The organism is Prosthecobacter sp. (assembly GCF_044227185.1).
Classification (GTDB): Bacteria; Verrucomicrobiota; Verrucomicrobiia; order Verrucomicrobiales; family Verrucomicrobiaceae; genus Prosthecobacter.
On the sequence record NZ_JBGAFO010000024.1, the window covers coordinates 1 to 17,820 of the forward strand.

The window sequence follows — 17,820 nt, forward strand, 5'->3', positions numbered from 1 at the left end:
ATGGTCGAGAGTTTGCCTCGGACTTCTTTCAGCCACGGCCTCGCGGCCGCTGCCTTGTCCTTCGGCTACGGTTAGCTTCCATCGCTTCCGATCAGTTCCTTTCATCTGATTAGTTCATGTTCATGCCAAGCACACTAGGGAGGCTGGTCCTCCAGCCTCCGCCGAACGTCTCCACGCGCCGCCAAGCAGATTCCGCCAGCAAAGCTGCCCCTTCCGCAGCGCCGCGCACGCTCCCCCAAACCACGCCCCAGCGTCCCCGTACTGCGGCGCTCAGCGCCGCTTTCGCCACACCCCACGCCCTCTCCCCCCCTCCAACCCGCCCCCACCCTCGTCCTCGTCCTCGTCCTCGTCCTCCTACTCGAACTCGTCCTCGATCAACTCGCCCCGCCATCTCCACCCCCCCGCAAGTCCACCAGTCTCCCCCATCCAGCATCCACCATCCAGCATCCAGCATCCCCCCCTCACACCCGCACCACGCTCTCAATCTCCCCCGCCGCAAAAGTGTCCCCGCCCAGCGTCAGCCGCAGCCCCTTCCGCGGGCCTCCCTCCGCCTCCTCCACCACACGCAGCAGTCCCTCCCGCTCACGCGCCTCCCCGCGCAGTTGCACACGCACCCGCTTCCCCAGCGGCACACCCCAGCGCTTCTCAAAGGCCCGCCGCGCCGCCTCCGCCTCCTCCTTCCAGCGCGCAAAACCATCCTCTCCCGCATGCACCGGCAGCTCCACGCTGCGCCGTCGCTCTTCCGCAGCCGCCTTCTCCGCCGCCATCTCAGACTTCCACGCCGCGTAGCCGTCCGCCTCCGCCTCCGCCTCCGCCGCAGGGGCCGCCTGGAACAGCTCCAGTCCCTCGGTCACTTGCGGCACGACAGAGCCTCCGCCCCCCAGCCCGCTCCCCGCCACCGCCCAAGACCGCCCCCCAAAAAGCGGCAGCCCCGCCTCCTCACCACATTCGTCATTCATCATTCCCCCCCATAAAACCAAGCCTCCCCCACCGCACACAAAATCTCAAATCCCCCCATCATTCACCATCCCGATTTCGTTCTCGTCCTCGAACTCGTCCTCCTACTCGAACTCGTCCTCGACCCCAGCGCCCCGCCCCCCTCCAGTTCCGCAAAAACTCATACCCCATTCGTCATTCATCATTCCCACCTCCCCAAGCCCTCGCCAAAGAAAAACCTCCGTCAACCACCGCAAACAATCGCAAACAATCGAAAACCACCGCAAACCACCGCCCCTCCCCCTACGCGCGCGTCACTCTCTTCCAAAAAAAGTCCAGTTCCCTCGCCAGCACGCTCATCACCTGCGCAGGCGTCGCCTGCAGGCTGCCCGTTTCAGACTCCTTGATGATCCGCTGCATCGCATACAGCGCCGCCACATTCTGGGTGTCCAGATGGATCGCATCCACGTGCGTCTTGAGCACCTCCGGAAACGCCGTGCTGTGCTGCAAAATCGCCCAGCTCTGCTGCTCCCGCTCCGTTTTGAACGTCGTGATCTTCAGCTTCGGCGCCGCCACTCCCGTCGCCTGCGCCTCCTGGTTCAGCTCCGCCAGCCGCCCCGCCGCAAAGCCCGCCAGCGTACGCCAGTAGGAGCCATCCGCAAAGTTCGCCAGGCCAAACACAATCTCCAGCCCCTGCAGCGACCAGCACATGGCAAAGCGCCCCGTCATGCCCGGCAGCTCATGCTCGCTGAAGCGCACCAGCGGAAAGCGCCTTCCCGCCAGCCGGATCAGATCCGCCACCTTCGTGAAATCCAGCGGCAGCGACACCGCCTCCGCCGCCATCTGCAGCCTTAGCGCCTCATAGCGTCCCAGCAGCGCATCACGCTCCGGATTCGGCACCGCCTTCAGCCCTGAGGGCGGCAGTGGCGGCGGAGGCGGAGGCGGCGGTGCCACACTCGCCGGAGCCGCCGCAAAAGCCGGCGCTGGCAGACCCCCGGTCGCAGGCGCAGCCGCAGGCGAAAGCCCGGGCGCGGCAACGGGCGGAGAAGGAGGCGGCGGAGGTGGTGCAAATGCAGACGGCGGCGGCGGCGCAGGCACCGCGGGCGCAGCGCTCATCACACCCGCCAGACGTTCCGCCACCGCGTGCGCACCGTTCGTTTCAGCAGATGGCGGCGGCGCGGCATGCGGCGCACCCGCGCTCGGCTGCCGCAGCTTCCCCAGCATCTCCCGCAGATTCTCAAACGCGCCCGCGGAGCTCGGCGAAAACTGCGGCGCTGCCTCCTCCCCCTCTTGTGCGGCCGACGCCTCCGCCACCGGCGGCTGCGGAGGCGGCGCGGGCGGCGGCACCGGCTTCGGATACTTCCCGTTCCCATTCCCGTTCAGCCCCGCAGGCGGCAGCGGCGGCGGCGCCGAGGGCGAAAAAGCTGGTGGCGGCGGCGGTGGCACGAATGGCGGTGGCGGTGCAGGCGGTGGCAGCAGCGGCGCCTCGCTCTGCTGCGGCAGCGCCGGCGTCGGCTCCGCCAGTCCCTCCGCCATCTTTTTCATCTGCGCCGCCGTGCTCGAATCAAAAATCGAAATCTCCCCCGGCGCCGTGGCATTTTCCGCCTCCGCATTTTCCGGCACCTCGTCCGTCATCAGCGGCAGCGTGCCCGCTCCCTGTCCTTCCTGGGCCGCCGTCAGCGGCATCACCGGCGGCGGCGGTGGCGGAGAGGCCAGCGTCTGCTGGAAAAAATCCCACTGCTTCGCCGCATGCCGCAGAAACGCCCGCGCGGAGACGGAGCCCAGCGGCCGCCCCAGGAAATAGCGCTTCACATCCAGGAAAGTCGTAAACTCACGCGCCTTGTCCGCGGGTATGCCCGCGTGCTGCAGCCGCAGCTTCAGCAGCGTCGCCGCTTCACTTTCACCAATGCCGCGCAGCAGCATCTGCGAAGCCGTCAGCCGGTCCTCCATCGCGCTCGGCAGGTGGTGGCCAAACGTCGCCTGCCACACATCCTGGTTCAGGCTCAGCACCACATGCACCCCGTCCATCTCAGACATGTCCAGCAGCAGCGAGGCAATCCTCAGCCCCGCCTCCGGGTTCCGGTAGTACGCATCCAGGTGGTCCACCAGCAGCACCACCGGCCGCCACAGGCCCAGCAGCCGCAGCCACGTCACCGGCCCCTCGTTCGCCTCATCCGCCGCCAGCGCGCGCAGCACCGCCACATGGCTCATGCCGCCGTCCAGCGCGTGGTTCAGCATCGCATTCACCCACGCCTCCAGCGCCGCCGGGATCGCCGGCACCCGCTTCATCGCCTGCTCCGTCATCGGCTTGCGCAGTTGCGCCTCAAAGCGCCGCACCCATTCGCCGATCAGCCGCGCATTCCCCTTCTCATCAAACACCTCCGCCGGGTCCCCGCTCAGCACCCGCAGCGCCTGCTCCGGATTCGCACACGGCAGCGTCCCGTTTTCGATCAATCGCCGCACCAGCGTCGCGCACACACCCGCGCACGCCTCCCGCAGCCGCGTCCAGTCCTCCCGCGCAGTCTCCGCCCGCGCCATCGACTCCAGCCCGCGCACCGCCACCGCAGAAATCCCGATCTCATCCTCCAGCCGGAACGCCAGCGGCACCAGCACCACCTGCCCGCCCGCCGCCGCCGCCAGCCGGCCCAGCAGATGCGTCTTCCCATAGCCCGCCCGCGGCGCCGTCAGCAGCAAAAGAGGCTGCCCGCCCGTGCGCCCCGCGCTGCTCTGCCGCTCATCGATCGTCACCGTGAGCTGCTCCAAAATATCCCCGTTCAATCCCGGCACCGAGCGGTTTTCCTCCACGCCAAACGGTCCCGCGCACACATCATCCGCGAACGGATTCATGCCCTCCCCCTGCGGCCCTGCCGGAGGCAGGCCCATAGCGGACGGCACTGGTGCTGGCGATGTTGATTCTGGACTTTCCACAATGAAACCCGATTTGCGGTTCTGATTCGGATCAGATTCAATGATATTTATGCCAAATCATACTCCACAGAAAGTAAGTTTTTTGACATTGGCATTATTCTCGAAAACGAGAATAACCACACCTCCCGATAGAACGCCTCCGCCCTGCCAATGAGACGGACAAAACCAAGTACGATAGGCTCTCCAGCCTGTCGATCAGCGCTCTCCCGCCAGCCCCCCCGCCCTCGCACCACCCAAGCCTTTATGCCGGCCGGAAGAAACGGTCGAGAAGCTCAAAGACCTCCTGTCCCAGTCGCGAATCTCCGCCAGCGTCGTCCCACGTGCAGGTGGGTGCAAAAGCGATCCAAAGCCACTTGCCCATCGATTCATCCCCCATCGCGAGACGATCCGCAGACTGCTCGATCCGGGCCGCCAGTTCATCTGTGGTAAAAAGATCGGGCTCATCGTTCAGAAAATGAAAATCGCCCTTCTCCCTCAAATGCGCAGCCGCCCGCCGGAGAGCTTCGGGCAGGCCTCTTCGTGCCTCGGCGGCATCTTGGGTCTGACCTTTCATCATCCTTCGGAAGGCGCCTGAGGCAGGGAAGCACCAGCCCGCCGGCACAAGCGCCGCCACTCCGGGATCATGTGCCCCAGCGCCGCGGCCAGCGGCACCAGCACCCACGACCACTCAAACGGCTTCCCGAGGCGGTCCACAAACAAGATGGAAGGATGCGCCACCGCCAGCACATCCACCAGCACAAGGATCTCGATGATCGTGGCAGGAAAGCCCGCACGGAAAAGCAGCCAGACGCACAGCGCCACCGTCACCCATCCCAAAATCACCGGATAGGCAAACGCCACGCTTTCAAACCGGTCCATCGCAGCCGCGCGCTGGTGCAGCAGCCACGCCACAAACACCGCCAGCCAGAGAAACGCCGTGCCGCGCTCACGCCAGGTAAATTTCCTCGACAGCGTGAACCACGACCAGAACAGCGGCAGCACAAAGACGCCGAGCCAGAAGAAGAACCGTCTGCGATGGTCTTTCATGGCGTTGGCCCATAGAACACCTTGCTCCGGTCATGGCGGTTAAACTCGTCCACGATCTTGCCCATCCATTCCTTGTTTTCGGGAGAGGCTGAAAAGGTGAGCGGCGTCTTGAGATAGGCGGCGGGCAGCACCCGGCGCACGCATTCCAGGCAGGCCTTCACGATGTCTTCGCGGGCATAGCCTTCCGTGATGACGAACTTGTCCGCATTCATGAACAGCCTCCGCGGATTTTCTGACCCGTAATCGTTGTCAAAAAAGAGCTGGCTGGTGGACGCCAGATTCAGATTTTCGCCCGGCTCTTTCTCAAAATTGGGCGGTATGTTTTTGGCCGAGATGTAACGCAGGGCGTCACCCAGGTAGGTCTGAGCATTCCATGCATAGCATGTCACAGGCTCGATGGTGATGCTGCCAAATCCGAACGGCTGATAGGTTCGCACCAAAGCAGATGTAGTGGCGCTGCCGGGTGCCGCCAGACACAGACCAAGAATCGCTGCAAAGAAGATTTTCATGCTTGTCTTCATGAAATTGAAAAAGCGGATGCAAGTCAAGCATTGGCGCGACACGCAGGCGCTTCACCAGTTCCAGAATCGGGATCAAGCCGCAAAGCCGGGAAGGAAAAAACCGCTCTCGGACGAATGGGCTTCAGCCATTTTCCATTCCATCCTTCCTTTCTTTTCCACGCCACCATGATCGGTCTGCAACACCCGCCCTGCGCTCCCGCAAGTCGTAGGTTCAACCTCGCCGGCCGCTGGCAGGCTGGTGTGCCCGCCTGTTTGTTCCCAGGCCATCAGAGGCAGGTCCCCGGAGTCGTCACATGCGCGGCTCGGGGCGGACGGTCGAGATAAACAATCACCGCCTGCGTCTCCGGGGTGTATCCACTGCCCAGACCGACAAATGAAACCCAAATTTCATCGTGATGGCGGAGCGCACCGAAGCCGCCCGTGCCGCAGCCATAGAGACCGATGGCCCGCATCAGGTAGGGCTTGAGATGTCCGCTCTGAGAGCGCAGCCTCCGGGCCGTGGCCTGCTCCTCGTCCCTGGCATCCCTGTGGCTGGTATCCTTCGGATTTTCCAGGCAGAGCTCCGCGAAAAAGGCCGCACGCTCCGCATGGTCTTCCGCCTGCTTCAGGATGGCGCTGCGCGCCGAAAAGGCATGCCCCATCAGCTCCTCGGCTTTGGCATTCGTCACGCGCACAAAGCCTCTGGACTCCAGCATGCGAAAGGCCTGCGCATGCTGGTCATAGGAAATCCGCTCCACCACCGCGATCTGCTCGACATCTGCATCCAGATAAAAGGGCCTCTTGGCATCGTCCGCCTTCCAGCGAACAGGCTCGATCACCGGACGCTGAGTGGCGGCAGACTTTGTCTTCGCAGCGCAGCCGCTCAGCATGCAGCTCAGGCTCAGGCTCAGGCTCAGGACTAACACATGCAGGATGACGTTTTTCATAGGGGCATGCTCAGCTCTCAGACACGCTCATGGCTCTTTTTCCTCCACGCTCATCCAGATCGCCGTGGCCGTCTTCAGGTCCTTCTCTTGGTCAAAATAGATCGCCATCATCACATGCCCGCTCTCACCAAAAGTAAAGGTGTACAGCCCCCAGCGCTCCGCCTCCCCCTTCGGTGTCTCACGCAGAAGATACCCATACCGCAGCGGCTTCTTCTCCACCGCCTCAAACACCTTCACCGCCCCCTTCGGCGTCTTCGACTTGCGCCATGCCAGCGTCTGCTCCGGCGTCTCCCCTTCCTTCGGCCCATAGGCATTCGTCCAGCACGTGATACCCGGCCTCCACAGCACCAGATCCGTGCCGTTCTCCCCCTCCACATACCGCTTCGCAAACTCATCCGCCAGTTCCACCCGCCACGTCCGCGTGATCTGCACCACCCCGCGCACCCGCTCAAATTCCTGCGGCGCCTCAGCCCCCGCCAGTGAAAGCTGGCAGAAAAACAGAAGACAAAGGAGAAAGAGACGCAGCATGCAGTGCCCCGTTTTATCCCCAGCCCCCCTCCGCCGACAACCAAAATCTCAAAAAGCCCCCCTGCTGCCCCGCCCCATATCCTCTCAATCAATGTCTCCCAGCCCTTGAGCACACGCGTACTCTGTGGTTAGAACTCACCCCTCCCTGTGCAAGACCCCTTCGGCCATCGCATCTCCTACCTTCGCGTCTCCGTCACCGACCGGTGCAACGAACGCTGCCGCTACTGCATGCCCGAGGAGGAGCAGACCTGGTTCGCCAAGGACGAAACCCTCAGCTACGACGAGCTCCTCCGCGTCGTCCGCGTCGGCGCCACCCTCGGCATCAAAAAGCTCCGCGTCACCGGCGGCGAGCCCCTCACCCGCCCCGGCGTCGCCGCCTTTTGCGCCGACCTCGCCCGCATCCCCGGCATCGACGAAATCGGCATCTCCACCAACGGCACCCTCCTCGCCAAGCTCGACGGCGGCATCACCATCGCGGAGCACCTCGTCAAAGCCGGCGTCCGCACCGCCAACGTCTCGCTCGATTCCCTGGACCGTGCCGTCTATCAGCGCACCACCAGCCGCGACCTCCTCCCCCGCGTCCTCGAAGGCATCGACGCCGCCATCACCGCCGGCTTCGAATCCATCAAGCTCAACTGCGTCCTCATCAAAGGCCAGACCGAGCGCGAGCTCCCCGCCCTCGTGGACTACGCCCGCCGCAAAAACGCCCTCCTCCGCTTCATCGAGCTCATGCCCGTCAGCACCCAGGACGTGCTCAGCGAGGACACCTTCCTCCCCGTCGCCACCGCCAAAAAACTCGTCGAGCAGACCACCGGCCCTCTCATCGAATCCCCCGACTTCCGCACCAACGGCCCCGCCGTCTATCACCGCGTCCCCGCCACCGGCCAGAAGATCGGCTTCATCGGCGCGATGACGAACCTCCACTTCTGCGAGAACTGCAACAAGCTCCGCCTCACCTCCGACGGCAAGCTTCGCCCCTGCCTCGGAAGCTACCTCGAGTTCGACCTCCGCAGCGTGCTGCGCGCCGGCTGCACCGACTCCGAGCTCGCCGCCTTCTTCCAAAACGTCGTCCTCCGCAAACCCAAGGAACACGACTTCCGCCACAACTACCAGCCGAACCGCAAGATGATCGCCATCGGCGGTTAATCCCCCGCGAGCGCGCTGCAAATTTGGAGTGCGGTCGCGAAGGGAGGCACGACCGCAGCTACCGCTTTCCGCTGGCCGATAAAAGGAACGCAGACCTCAAACCGCACGAAGGCAGAGCCATGGCCACGCGTGAACTGCATCACTCTCCTCTGCGACGAGACACTCGAAAGCGGCAGCTTCGCTCAGCTTTTCGAATGTAACGCCATCAAGCAAGAATGCCCTTCACCACATTCCCGTACACATCCGGTCAGCCGATGATGACGCCCCTGCATACATAATGCAGGCATGAATGGCACTCGGTTAAGGTCTTGCGTCGTCAGTCTTGCCCCCCCCATCGCATAGCGTCTTTGACAGTAGAATCTCTCTTTGCCACGACTGCGTCAATTCTCGCGCCAGCCCTGAAAGGGCTGCGGATTATAGCCCAGGGTCAGCCGAGCCTAAGCGAGGCGACCCTGGGTTACCGCATGCAAATCGGAAAGCAAACCCATCGCTTCGCCGGAGTCTGCCGGCTGCCAGCAGCGTCTGCAATACGCTCCGCTGTACGCCCGCGCACAGCAGGACCGAAAACCACGATCCCTGCCTTAACCGAGTGCCATTCATGCCAGGCATTTTTTAACATTCGCCGCATCAATCAACTGATCGCCAACTCAGCCAGTCCTTCGTGGCTTTGGCGAACAATGGGCAGAGCAAAGGAGGAGACGCAGCCTTTTAAATACAACAGCCTCAAGCAAGAACGCCCCTCACCACATTCCCATGCACATCGGTCAGCCGATGATGACGCCCCTGGAACTTGAACGTCAGCCGGGTGTGGTCGATGCCCAGGCAGTGCAGCATCGTGGCGTGCAGGTCATGCACGTGCACGGGATCGCGGACAATGTTGTAACCAAAGTCATCGGTCTCGCCGTGGGTGATTCCCGGCTTGATGCCGCCACCGGCCATCCAGATGCTGAAGCAGCGGGGGTGGTGATCCCGGCCGTAGTCTTCATGCGTGAGACGCCCCTGGCTGTAAACCGTGCGGCCAAACTCCCCACCCCAGACCACAAGCGTGTCGTCGAGCAGGCCGCGCTGCTTCAAATCCTCGATCAATCCCGCGCTTGGCTGATCGGTGTCCCGGCATTGGCCCGCGATCTGCCGGGGCAGCTTCGTGTGCTGATCCCAGCCGCGATGAAACAACTGGATGAAACGCACTCCGCGCTCTGCCAGTCGTCGGGCCAGCAGGCAGTTCGCCGCGAAGGTTCCGGGCTTGCGCGCTTCCGGCCCATACATCTCAAAGGCGCTGTCCGGCTCCTGGGACACGTCGGTCAATGACGGCACGCTGGTCTGCATGCGATACGCCAGTTCATATTGCGCAATGCGCGTAGCGATCTCGGGATCGCCGAACTCGGCGAGTTGCATCTGATTGAGTTTCGACAAGTCGTCGAGCATCCGCCGCCGTTCGCCGCGGCCGAGACCTTCCGGATTGGACAAAAACAACACAGGGTCGCCATCGGAGCGGAACTTGATGCCCTGATGCCGGGTCGGCAGAAAGCCGCTGCCCCACAAGCGGTCATAGAGCGGCTGATCCATCGGATTGCCGGTGCCATTGGAAAGCAGCGCCACAAAGGCGGGCAGGTCATGGTTCTCGCTGCCAAGCCCATACGACGCCCACGAGCCCATGCTGGGCCGCCCCGCGAGCTGGGCGCCGGTTTGGAAAAAGGTGATCGCCGGATCATGATTGATCGCCTCGGTGTGCATCGATTTGATGAAGCAAATTTCGTCCGCCATGCGTGCCGTGTGCGGCAGCAGTTCGCTCAGCCATGCGCCGCTGCGCCCGTGCTGGGCAAAGCGGAACTTCGAGGGCGCGATGGGGAAGCGATCCTGCCCCGCCGTCATGCCGGTGAGGCGCTGCCCCTGCCGGATCGAATCCGGCAGATCGGCGCCAAACTGCGCGCCGAGCGCTGGCTTGGGATCAAAGAGATCAAGCTGCGAGGGCGCACCGGATTGGAACAGATAAATCACCCGTTTCGCCTTCGGGGCAAAGTGCGGCATCCCCGGCAGGCCGCCGTTGTCCACCGCGCCAAAACTCGTCTCGCTGAGCAGCGACGCCAGCGCCGTCGCGCCGAGTCCGGCGCGGCCGAAGAACTGCCGGCGTGTGGATGCCAGCGCGGCTTCTGTGAAGGGAGAGGCGTTCATGGTGGCTGGCTTACTGTTTGGTGATGGCTTCATCGAGGTTCAGAATCAGCCCTGCCAGCGCCGAGCACGCGGCCAGTTCAGCCACGTCCAGCGTGGCATCCACGGGCGACTCACCGGCATGAACAAGCGCCTCCGCCGCCTTCCGGTCCGCACGGTAATGAGCGAGATGCTCAGCATAGCCCGCCGTCAGCACCATGAGTTCATCAGGCTTCGGTGGGCGTGTGAGCACAAGCCGGAAGGCGTAGCTCAAGCGCGACTCCACCGTGCCGCCGCCTTCACGCATCATGCGCTGGGCGATGCCACGCGCGGCCTCGACGAAGGTCACATCATTCATCAAAGCAAGGGCCTGCAAAGGGGTGTCTGTGCGGCTGGGGCGGACGGAGCAAGTCTCGCGGCCTGCGGCGTCGAAGGTCATCATCGTGGGCTGCGGGCTGGTGCGTTTCCAGAAGGTGTAGAGACTGCGGCGGAATAATTTGTCGCCGTGGTCCTGCTCATAGTCGGTGCCGCTGAGATCCTTCTGCAGGCCCTTCGGCTGGTAGGGCTTCACGGAGGCGCCGCCCAGCTCCGACACCAGCAGTCCTGCCGCCGAGAGCGCTTGATCGCGGATCATCTCCGCGGGCAGACGCAGGCGCGGAGCACGCGAGAGAAGGCGGTTCTCAGGGTCCGCGCCAGCGGCTTCATTCCGCCGCGCCGCCTGCCGGTACGTGCTGCTCATCACGAGCAGTTTCATCATCCGCTTCACATCCCAGCCGGTGCGCACAAACTCCGTGGCCAGCCAGTCGAGCAGCTCCGGGTGACTGGGCGCTTCACCCTGGGCGCCGAAATCTTCCGTCGTTTTCACCAGGCCGATGCCGAACAGCATCTGCCATTGATGATTGACCGCCACGCGTGCCGTCAGCGGATGGGTCGGAGCGACCAGCCAGCGCGCAAGGGCAAGGCGGTTCGGCGTGGTGCCGGCGTCCAGGCCGGGCAGGCTCGCAGGTACGCTGGCGCTCACCCGTTCGGCAGGTTTGTCATACTCCCCTCGCGTGAGGACAAACGTCGCGCGTGGCTGCGGCATCTCTTCCATCACCATCACGGTGGGCAGCTTTTCCACGAAGGCCGCAAGCTCCTCACGCGCCGCCAGCGTCTCAGCATAGGCCTTGCGCAAGGCCGGCCCTGCATGATCGGTGAGAAAGCACACGCGCAGCGCGGCCGCTTGAGACGGCGTGCGTTGATCGCGCGGAATCCATGCCAGCTCAGTCATCGACTGTGCATTGGCAATGATGCCCGCCTCCTCGTCATCAATCGCGCGTGCATACACCCGCACATCACGCACCAGACCTTGAAAGCGATTCTCCAGTCCGCCACCCGCACCGATGCGCAGAGGCGACTGGGTGAGGAAGGTTTGGTTCAACTGGTCCAGCAGCACGCGCTGCTCCTGCCGCCGGCCGTTGACGTAAATTTTTACTCCAGCCGCCACGCGTGAACCGTCATAGACCACGGCCACATGCTGCCACTCGTTCTTGTTCAGCGCCGCCGCAGTCTCCACGCGCAGGGCATCATCCAGCCAGCGTTTGGTGAGATGAACCTGCACGCGGCCATCCTTCAGGAAGACACGGTAGCCGTCCTGGTCCGAGGCAAAGGCGGAGTCATCATCCGCCTCCGACATGCGCGAGAGGATCGCGCCATCCGGGCCGCGAGGATTGACCCAGGCGGCGAGCGTGAATTTGTCAAAGAACCCGAAGGCCCCTTGGTCGCCGCAGTTGATATAGCGCTTTCCGTCGAACTCCGCGCCACCATCCTTGAACGCGCTTTCGCCAGCCTCGAAGTGCGCAGCCCCCGCATTCCCATTGAGTTCAAATCGCGCCTGCAGGCCCCGCGTGATCGTCCACGGTGAGTTTGGCGCGGCTTTCTCCCAGGCGGAAAGAGCCGCGGCAATCTGCGGCTCCCGCTCGTGCAGCCGTGCCTCCGCCGCCGCCAGCCTGCGCTCCAGAGCGGCCTGCTCTTTGGCCTGCGCATCGGTCGGTGCCGTCAGCACCGGCGCGGAGTTACCAATTTTGATCGCCCTGCCATTCTCCGGCACGTTGTTGAAGAAGGCGAACATCGAGTAGAACTCGCGCTGCGTGATCGGGTCATACTTGTGGTCATGGCAGCGCGCGCATCCCATCGTCAGGCCGAGCCACACGGTCGCCGTGGTGTCCACACGATCCACCACATATTCACAGGCAAACTCCTCGGGCACGATGCCACCCTCCGCATTGCCGCGATGATTGCGATTGAACCCTGTGGCGATGCGCTGCGCCAGCGTGGCCTTGGGCAGCAGGTCGCCCGCGAGCTGTTCAATCGTGAATTGATCAAAGGGCATGTTCGTGTTGCAGGCATCCAGCACCCACTCGCGCCAGCGCCACATCGAGCGTTCGCCATCGCTCTGGTAGCCATTGGTGTCCGCATAGCGCGCCGCATCCAGCCAGCGGCTCGCGATACGCTCTCCGAAGCGTGGAGAAGCCAGCAGGCGGTCCACCAGCCGCTCATAGCGCACCTCGCTGCGGTCAGCAAAATAAGCGTCGCTCTCGGCGGGTGTCGGCGGCAGCCCCGTGAGATCCAACGAAACGCGACGCAGCAGCGCAGCCGCATCAGCCTCCGGCGAAGGCTTCCACCCCTCCTGCTCAAGCCTGCCAAGGATGAACCGGTCCACAGGCGTGCGGCACCACGCAGCATCCTTCACCACAGGCGGCGCAGTCCGCTTCGGCGCGATGAAGGACCAGTGCGCCTGCCAGGGAGCGCCTTGCTCGATCCATTGCCGCAGCACCGCCACCTCTCGCGGCGTGATCTGCAATCCCGAGTCGTGCGGCGGCATGTGCTCATCCGGATCCGTGCTCTCCATTCGTGCGATGATCCCGCTCTTGTCAGGCTGTCCCGGCACAATCGCGAAGCGCCCCTCCAGCGCCGCCTTCGCCGCCGCTTCGACGTCCAGCCGCAGATCCCCCTTCCGCTTCACCTTGTCCGGCCCATGGCATTTGAAACAGTTGTCAGAGAGGATGGGGCGCACGTCACGATTGAACTCCAGCGATTGACCACGAGCAGTCGCAAGAACACAAGCGAGCAGGATGACGAGACGATAATTCATGCAATTGAGAATGCCCTCCCATCCTAAACGCCAGCCCACACCGCATCATGCAGACAGAAGCCCATTGAAGGAAAAGCGGCAAGAGGACGACATCCCGCCCTTAACCGAGCACCCTTCATGCCAGGCCTTTGGTTCACGTGCCCTCCCCCACACGAAGAGACTCAGAACCAAAAAACCACTTCCCCCACGCCCCCTCGTCCCTAGCATCTAGCATCTAGCATCTAGCATCTAGCATCCAGCATCCAGCATCTAGCATCCTTCCCCCCCCATGCCCTCCCTCACCCACCTCAACAACCGCGGCGAAGCCGCCATGGTCGATGTCTCCGCCAAGCCCCCGCTGCGCCGTGAAGCCATCGCCGAGGGCCGCATCCTCCTCCAGCCCGCCACCCTCGATCTCATCCGCAAAAACCAGGTCAAAAAAGGCGACGTCCTCAGCATCGCCCGCATCGCCGGCATCCAGGCCGCCAAGCAGACGCAGTACCTCATCCCCCTCTGTCACCAAATCCCCCTCAGCAAAGTCCAGCTCGACTTCGAACTCCGCCCCAAGGCCGTCCACATCACCGCCACCGCCATCACCGTCGCCCCCACCGGCGTCGAAATGGAAGCCCTCACCGCCGTCTCCGTCGCCGCCCTCACCATCTACGACATGTGCAAAGCCGCGGACAAAAAGATGCGCATCGAAGGCATCAAGCTCGTGAGCAAAACCAAAGGCTGACGCCCCCTGAGAGTGCGACACTCCGATGCCGCACCGGCTCCGCCCACGCCCACACCCCGCCCCCCCTCCGCGTTCGCAACCAATGCCCGTCGTTTAATCCCGCTTTTCCCCCCATGATTCGAGTGGCCATATCGTTGGCACTTTGGGTCTTGGTAGATGCCTTGGTATTTAAAAACCTCTGGATTTGAAGCCATCTGGCTTAGTCAATGTGAATCCGTTTCTCTTTTCCGCTCTCTGGTTTCTCGGCGTTCGGTGTCGTTTCGCTCGGCACACCTGCTTCTCTTTTCTTCCACGCGCCGGCCAGTTTCTCCGCCGCTTTGATTTGCTCCGGCGTCATGAACAGCTCCAGCCTAGGCTGATACTGTTCTGCGGTTTTATTGCCCTGCCTGGCTGCCAGACGGATCCACATGTCCGCCAGCACCAGGTTTTTCTCCACACCTTCTCCCCTGTGATACTGGATGCCCAGCCCTAGCTGTGCCTTGCCGTAGCCCCGCTCGGCAGACTGGCGGAACAATTGCACCGCCTTGGCCATGTCCTTGGGGGCGCCTTCCCCCTTGCGGATGGCCTCGCCCAAGGAAAAAATCGCAAGGGTATCCCCTTGGTCGGCAGCCATGCGATACCACTTCACCGCCTCGGTCGCATCTTTGGCCACTCCTTTGCCGAATTTGCAGCACCAGGCCAGGTAGCGCTGCGCATCGACATCTCCATGTTCGGCGGCCTTTCGAAACCATTTCACCGCCTCGATCACATCTTTGGCAGCACCTGCGCCTCTCAAAAAACACCGGCCCAAAAGGAACTGTGCACGGGCATATCCCTGTTCGGCCGCCATGCGAAACCACTTGATCGCCTCAGTTGCATCCTGCGCGTATCCGTCACCTTCAAGATAGCGCCGGCCCAGCTCGGTTTGCGCATAGGGATTGTCCTGGTCCGCCGATTTCCGCAGCCACTCCTGCCCCGCGTTGGCATCCTTGGCCACACCGTGACCTTCACAGTAACACTGGCCTAAAGAGAATTGTGCGTTCGAGTTGCCGGCGTCGGCCGCCAGGCGAAACCACTTCACGGCCTCAGTCCAATCCTCCGCGACCCCGCTACCGCGATAATACCGGAGACCCATATCCAATTCCGCATAGGGGTTGCCCTGTTCCGCCGATTCCCGCAGCCACTTTATCCCTTCGACCTCGTTTTTGGCGACGCCAAAACCTTCGAAGCAGAACTGTCCCAAATAGCGCTGCGCATTGCTCTCCCCTTGTTCAGCGGCCAGCCGAATCCACTTCACAGCCCTGGCTGCATCCTTGTCAACGCCGTCACCTTGGTAATAGCAGTAACCCAGGATTGCCTGCGCCTCTCTGTACCCTTGGTCTGCAGATTTTTGAAACCACTTTACAGCCTCGGCTGCTTTCTTGGCGACGCCACTGCCCTTCAAGTAGGCCATGCCCACCTGAAACTGCGCATCGGCATCGCCGGCATCGGCTCTGGCCAGGGTGTTTTCCAAAAGTGTCGTGAGGTCCGCCGCTGTACCTGCCAGATGCTCCACCTGCTGCTGGGACCTCCTTGTTTGGGGATCGTCTTTGCCGAAAACTTTCAGGCGGCCTGCATAGGCTCGTTTGGCATAGGACACAGCTTCCTTGATCTTATTGGCACCCTCCAGACACGAAGCGAATTCGTAGCAGGTGACCAAGGTATCTGGATGGTCGGGACCAAGAACCCGCTCCCGCATCGCGAGCACAGCACGGAATTCCGCTTCGGCAGCCGCCTTTTTGTCCTGTGCTTGCAGGGCTATGGCTAAATTAACCCGATTGAACAAAGTTTCAGGATTTTCAGGTCCGAGAACGCGCTCTTGAATGACGATCACCTTCCTAAGCTCCTGCTCCGCCTCGCTATATTTTCCGGCCCCCATTAAAATGGGGGGCAAATTGTATCGGAAGGTCAAAGTGTCCGGATCTTCCGCACCCAGCACGCGCTGACTGGTGGCGATCAAAGCACGAGACAAGGCCTCTGCTTCAGCAACATTTGTCTGATAGACCAGCAGTGATACCAGTTTGCCTTTGGCTATCAAGGTTTGACGGTCTTCCGGGCCGAGCACACGCTCACTGACAGCCAGGAGCTGGCGGAGTTCAGACTCGGCCTCGACGAGTTTGCGCTGCTCGATCAAGGTTCCCACAAAATTACCACGTGCTTTCATGGTGAGGGCGTCCTCCTCACCCAGGACACGCGTCATTCTTGGGAGCAGATCCCGCATCTCAGTTTCTTCGGCTGCATGCCTGCCCATCCCTGACATGGCGGCTGCGAGTCCCATCCTTGCATGCAACGTGTCGCGGTGCTCAGGGCCGAGCGTTTTCGTGAGTTCATCTACCTGCGCCTGAAACGCTTTTTCCGCCTCGGCATACCTGCCGGCCCGGGAGAGAGCAGCAGCAGCATCATACGCCTTCTGGTTGGCATCCACTGCTGCCGGGGTATCTGCGCCAGAGCACATGAAGGTCCAGATAAAGAAGATGGCCAACAGTGACTTCATGGAGAATAGATTGATATTAGGATGAAGGATAAGGCATTGGAAAACATATCAAATGCCAGTCATTTTTTAACACCTGAGCAAGACCAAAGGCTGAAAAGCCCCAGCGCGAAGTGAGCCGCGCTCTCCGAATAGGGTCCGGCCCTATGCTCCCTTCTCCACAAGAAGAAGAGCGCCCCTTCCCATAGCGGTTCGCAAAACTCATTTCCGTTGAGCGGGCTGTTTCTTGATCGCGGATCATGGGCTTCGACGGCGGCTGGCTGAGGACAGCCAGCCCTGCCTGCGCTGGGCACTCGCATGCCTGCAGCGAGGTGAGGAGGCCGGTCCTCCAGCCTCCGCCGAACGTCTCCAAGCGCCGCTGACCGGAAATCCGTTTTGGAAAACGCTATGACTTGCGCTTTCCGCGCACCCCAATGCCTGCCAAAACCGCACACGGAGTGTGCGGACCACTTCAAGCAACGTGCATCGCCTCCCGTCCGATCGGGTAGGAGGCGGGGTTTCCCCCGCCGTCCTCCCACACCACCGGACGTGCGGTTCCGCATCCGGCGGTTGAGATGAAGAGTTTGTGTTCATGGTCTGACCTGACGCTGCCAACGTTGGATGGTTTCGAGCAGGAACACCAGGCTGTGCTGGCGGAACCATTTCGCGGGGAGGGCTTCGTTCATGTGCGAAGACCCGGCATTCCACCAGGGACCTCGTCCGTTGAACGCTCCGATTCTCGCCCGCTCGGGTTCCACCCCCAGCCTGATGAGTTCTTTCCTGCGGGTGCCTCCGCGTTTCCATTGCCGCCATTGGCTGCATCTGAGCTTGCGCCTCACCCAAGCGTCGAGTTCCTCGAAGTGACCTTTGACTTCCGCCAGCCGGTAATATCCGGCCCAGCCCCGCAGCACGGGGTTGAGATCTTCTCGGATGAAGCGCCCAAGGTTGCGGCCCCGGCTCACTCTCCAGAGCGAGCGGACCTTGTCCTTGAGCTTTGCCACACTCTGCCCTGCTGCTTTGAGCCTGGGCTTGTAGTGGCTGGTCATGCTGTAGCCTAGGAACTTACGGTTCCACGGCCGGTCCACCGCGCTTTTGGCAGTGTTAACCCTCAGCTTGAGCTTCTTTGCCACGAACCTCGTGACGCTGGCGAGCACTCGCATGCCCGCCGCCTTCGACTTCACGTAGATGTTGCAGTCGTCGGCATACCTCTCAAAGCGGTGGCCGCGTCTCTCCAGCTCCTTGTCCAGATCATCCAGGAGGATGTTGGAGAGCAGTGGTGAGAGCGGGCCGCCTTGCGGCGTTCCTTCGGTTCGTGGTTCGACGAT

Annotated in this window: 14 protein-coding genes; 3 read left to right on the forward strand and 11 right to left on the reverse strand. The window is 62.5% G+C overall.

All coding sequences use genetic code 11. The features are described from left to right. Window positions 1-461 precede the first annotated feature (461 nt). The 5 genes from ACILSQ_RS31340 to ACILSQ_RS31360 form a co-directional block, all read right to left on the reverse strand. Window positions 462-962 carry a hypothetical protein gene (locus ACILSQ_RS31340; RefSeq protein ID WP_395747649.1) on the reverse strand — a complete coding sequence of 167 codons (501 nt, stop codon included), beginning with the start codon at window positions 960-962 and terminating at the stop codon, window positions 462-464. A gap of 277 nt (window positions 963-1,239) precedes the next feature. Then, window positions 1,240-3,783 (reverse strand): hypothetical protein, encoded by a 2,544-nt coding sequence (locus tag ACILSQ_RS31345; RefSeq protein WP_395747650.1) that lies wholly within the window; start codon window positions 3,781-3,783, stop codon window positions 1,240-1,242. A gap of 322 nt (window positions 3,784-4,105) precedes the next feature. After that, on the reverse strand, window positions 4,106-4,420 hold the full coding sequence (locus ACILSQ_RS31350; protein ID WP_395747651.1) for a hypothetical protein: 315 nt from the start codon (window positions 4,418-4,420) through the stop codon (window positions 4,106-4,108). Beyond that, on the reverse strand, window positions 4,417-4,890 hold the full coding sequence (locus ACILSQ_RS31355; RefSeq protein WP_395747652.1) for a hypothetical protein: 474 nt from the start codon (window positions 4,888-4,890) through the stop codon (window positions 4,417-4,419). The genes ACILSQ_RS31350 and ACILSQ_RS31355 overlap by 4 nt, the downstream gene beginning before the upstream one ends. Then, on the reverse strand, window positions 4,887-5,399 hold the full coding sequence (locus ACILSQ_RS31360; RefSeq protein WP_395747653.1) for a hypothetical protein: 513 nt from the start codon (window positions 5,397-5,399) through the stop codon (window positions 4,887-4,889). Before ACILSQ_RS31360 ends, ACILSQ_RS31355 begins: the two co-directional genes overlap by 4 nt. Window positions 5,400-5,409: 10 nt before the next feature. Here ACILSQ_RS31360 and ACILSQ_RS31365 point away from each other — a divergent pair, with 10 nt between their 5' ends. Further along, window positions 5,410-5,580 carry a hypothetical protein gene (locus ACILSQ_RS31365; RefSeq protein WP_395747654.1) on the forward strand — a complete coding sequence of 57 codons (171 nt, stop codon included), beginning with the start codon at window positions 5,410-5,412 and terminating at the stop codon, window positions 5,578-5,580. 97 nt (window positions 5,581-5,677) lie between these two features. Here ACILSQ_RS31365 and ACILSQ_RS31370 read toward each other — a convergent pair whose 3' ends face one another. Together ACILSQ_RS31370 and ACILSQ_RS31375 are read right to left on the reverse strand one after the other, a co-directional pair. Beyond that, window positions 5,678-6,337, reverse strand: a complete 660-nt coding sequence (locus ACILSQ_RS31370) for a hypothetical protein (RefSeq protein WP_395747655.1) — start codon at window positions 6,335-6,337, stop codon at window positions 5,678-5,680. A 27-nt stretch (window positions 6,338-6,364) separates the two neighbouring features. Beyond that, window positions 6,365-6,865, reverse strand: coding sequence for a hypothetical protein (locus ACILSQ_RS31375; protein ID WP_395747656.1), 501 nt, complete (start codon window positions 6,863-6,865; stop codon window positions 6,365-6,367). Between the two features lie 147 nt (window positions 6,866-7,012). Here ACILSQ_RS31375 and moaA point away from each other — a divergent pair, with 147 nt between their 5' ends. Further along, window positions 7,013-8,011 carry a GTP 3',8-cyclase MoaA gene (moaA, locus tag ACILSQ_RS31380; protein ID WP_395747657.1) on the forward strand — a complete coding sequence of 333 codons (999 nt, stop codon included), beginning with the start codon at window positions 7,013-7,015 and terminating at the stop codon, window positions 8,009-8,011. 723 nt (window positions 8,012-8,734) lie between these two features. On the opposite strand, the gene ACILSQ_RS31385 is transcribed toward moaA, so the two are convergent. Beyond that, window positions 8,735-10,183, reverse strand: coding sequence for a DUF1501 domain-containing protein (locus ACILSQ_RS31385; RefSeq protein ID WP_395747658.1), 1,449 nt, complete (start codon window positions 10,181-10,183; stop codon window positions 8,735-8,737). 10 nt (window positions 10,184-10,193) lie between these two features. Further along, window positions 10,194-13,292 carry a DUF1553 domain-containing protein gene (locus ACILSQ_RS31390; protein WP_395747659.1) on the reverse strand — a complete coding sequence of 1,033 codons (3,099 nt, stop codon included), beginning with the start codon at window positions 13,290-13,292 and terminating at the stop codon, window positions 10,194-10,196. Window positions 13,293-13,560: 268 nt separating this feature from the next. Here ACILSQ_RS31390 and moaC point away from each other — a divergent pair, with 268 nt between their 5' ends. Further along, window positions 13,561-14,007, forward strand: a complete 447-nt coding sequence (gene moaC / locus ACILSQ_RS31395; protein ID WP_395747660.1) for a cyclic pyranopterin monophosphate synthase MoaC — start codon at window positions 13,561-13,563, stop codon at window positions 14,005-14,007. Between the two features lie 199 nt (window positions 14,008-14,206). Here moaC and ACILSQ_RS31400 read toward each other — a convergent pair whose 3' ends face one another. Next, complete coding sequence (locus ACILSQ_RS31400; protein ID WP_395747661.1) at window positions 14,207-16,519, reverse strand: tetratricopeptide repeat protein; 2,313 nt, start codon at window positions 16,517-16,519, stop codon at window positions 14,207-14,209. Between the two features lie 566 nt (window positions 16,520-17,085). Continuing rightward, window positions 17,086-17,820, reverse strand: a 735-nt coding sequence (locus tag ACILSQ_RS31405) for a group II intron maturase-specific domain-containing protein (protein ID WP_395747662.1), incomplete at its 5' end; no start/stop codon positions are given.

Bases quoted from the DNA above. Each gene is read 5' to 3' on its own strand.
- ACILSQ_RS31340 (WP_395747649.1), bottom strand. From the start codon at position 962: ATGATGAATGACGAATGTGGTGAGGAGGCGGGGCTGCCGCTTTTTGGG.
- ACILSQ_RS31345 (WP_395747650.1), bottom strand. From the start codon at position 3,783: ATGAATCCGTTCGCGGATGATGTGTGCGCGGGACCGTTTGGCGTGGAG.
- ACILSQ_RS31350 (WP_395747651.1), bottom strand. From the start codon at position 4,420: ATGATGAAAGGTCAGACCCAAGATGCCGCCGAGGCACGAAGAGGCCTG.
- ACILSQ_RS31355 (WP_395747652.1), bottom strand. From the start codon at position 4,890: ATGAAAGACCATCGCAGACGGTTCTTCTTCTGGCTCGGCGTCTTTGTG.
- ACILSQ_RS31360 (WP_395747653.1), bottom strand. From the start codon at position 5,399: ATGAAAATCTTCTTTGCAGCGATTCTTGGTCTGTGTCTGGCGGCACCC.
- ACILSQ_RS31365 (WP_395747654.1), top strand. From the start codon at position 5,410: ATGAAATTGAAAAAGCGGATGCAAGTCAAGCATTGGCGCGACACGCAG.
- ACILSQ_RS31370 (WP_395747655.1), bottom strand. From the start codon at position 6,337: ATGAAAAACGTCATCCTGCATGTGTTAGTCCTGAGCCTGAGCCTGAGC.
- ACILSQ_RS31375 (WP_395747656.1), bottom strand. From the start codon at position 6,865: ATGCTGCGTCTCTTTCTCCTTTGTCTTCTGTTTTTCTGCCAGCTTTCA.
- ACILSQ_RS31385 (WP_395747658.1), bottom strand. From the start codon at position 10,183: ATGAACGCCTCTCCCTTCACAGAAGCCGCGCTGGCATCCACACGCCGG.
- ACILSQ_RS31390 (WP_395747659.1), bottom strand. From the start codon at position 13,292: ATGAATTATCGTCTCGTCATCCTGCTCGCTTGTGTTCTTGCGACTGCT.
- moaC (WP_395747660.1), top strand. From the start codon at position 13,561: ATGCCCTCCCTCACCCACCTCAACAACCGCGGCGAAGCCGCCATGGTC.
- ACILSQ_RS31400 (WP_395747661.1), bottom strand. From the start codon at position 16,519: ATGAAGTCACTGTTGGCCATCTTCTTTATCTGGACCTTCATGTGCTCT.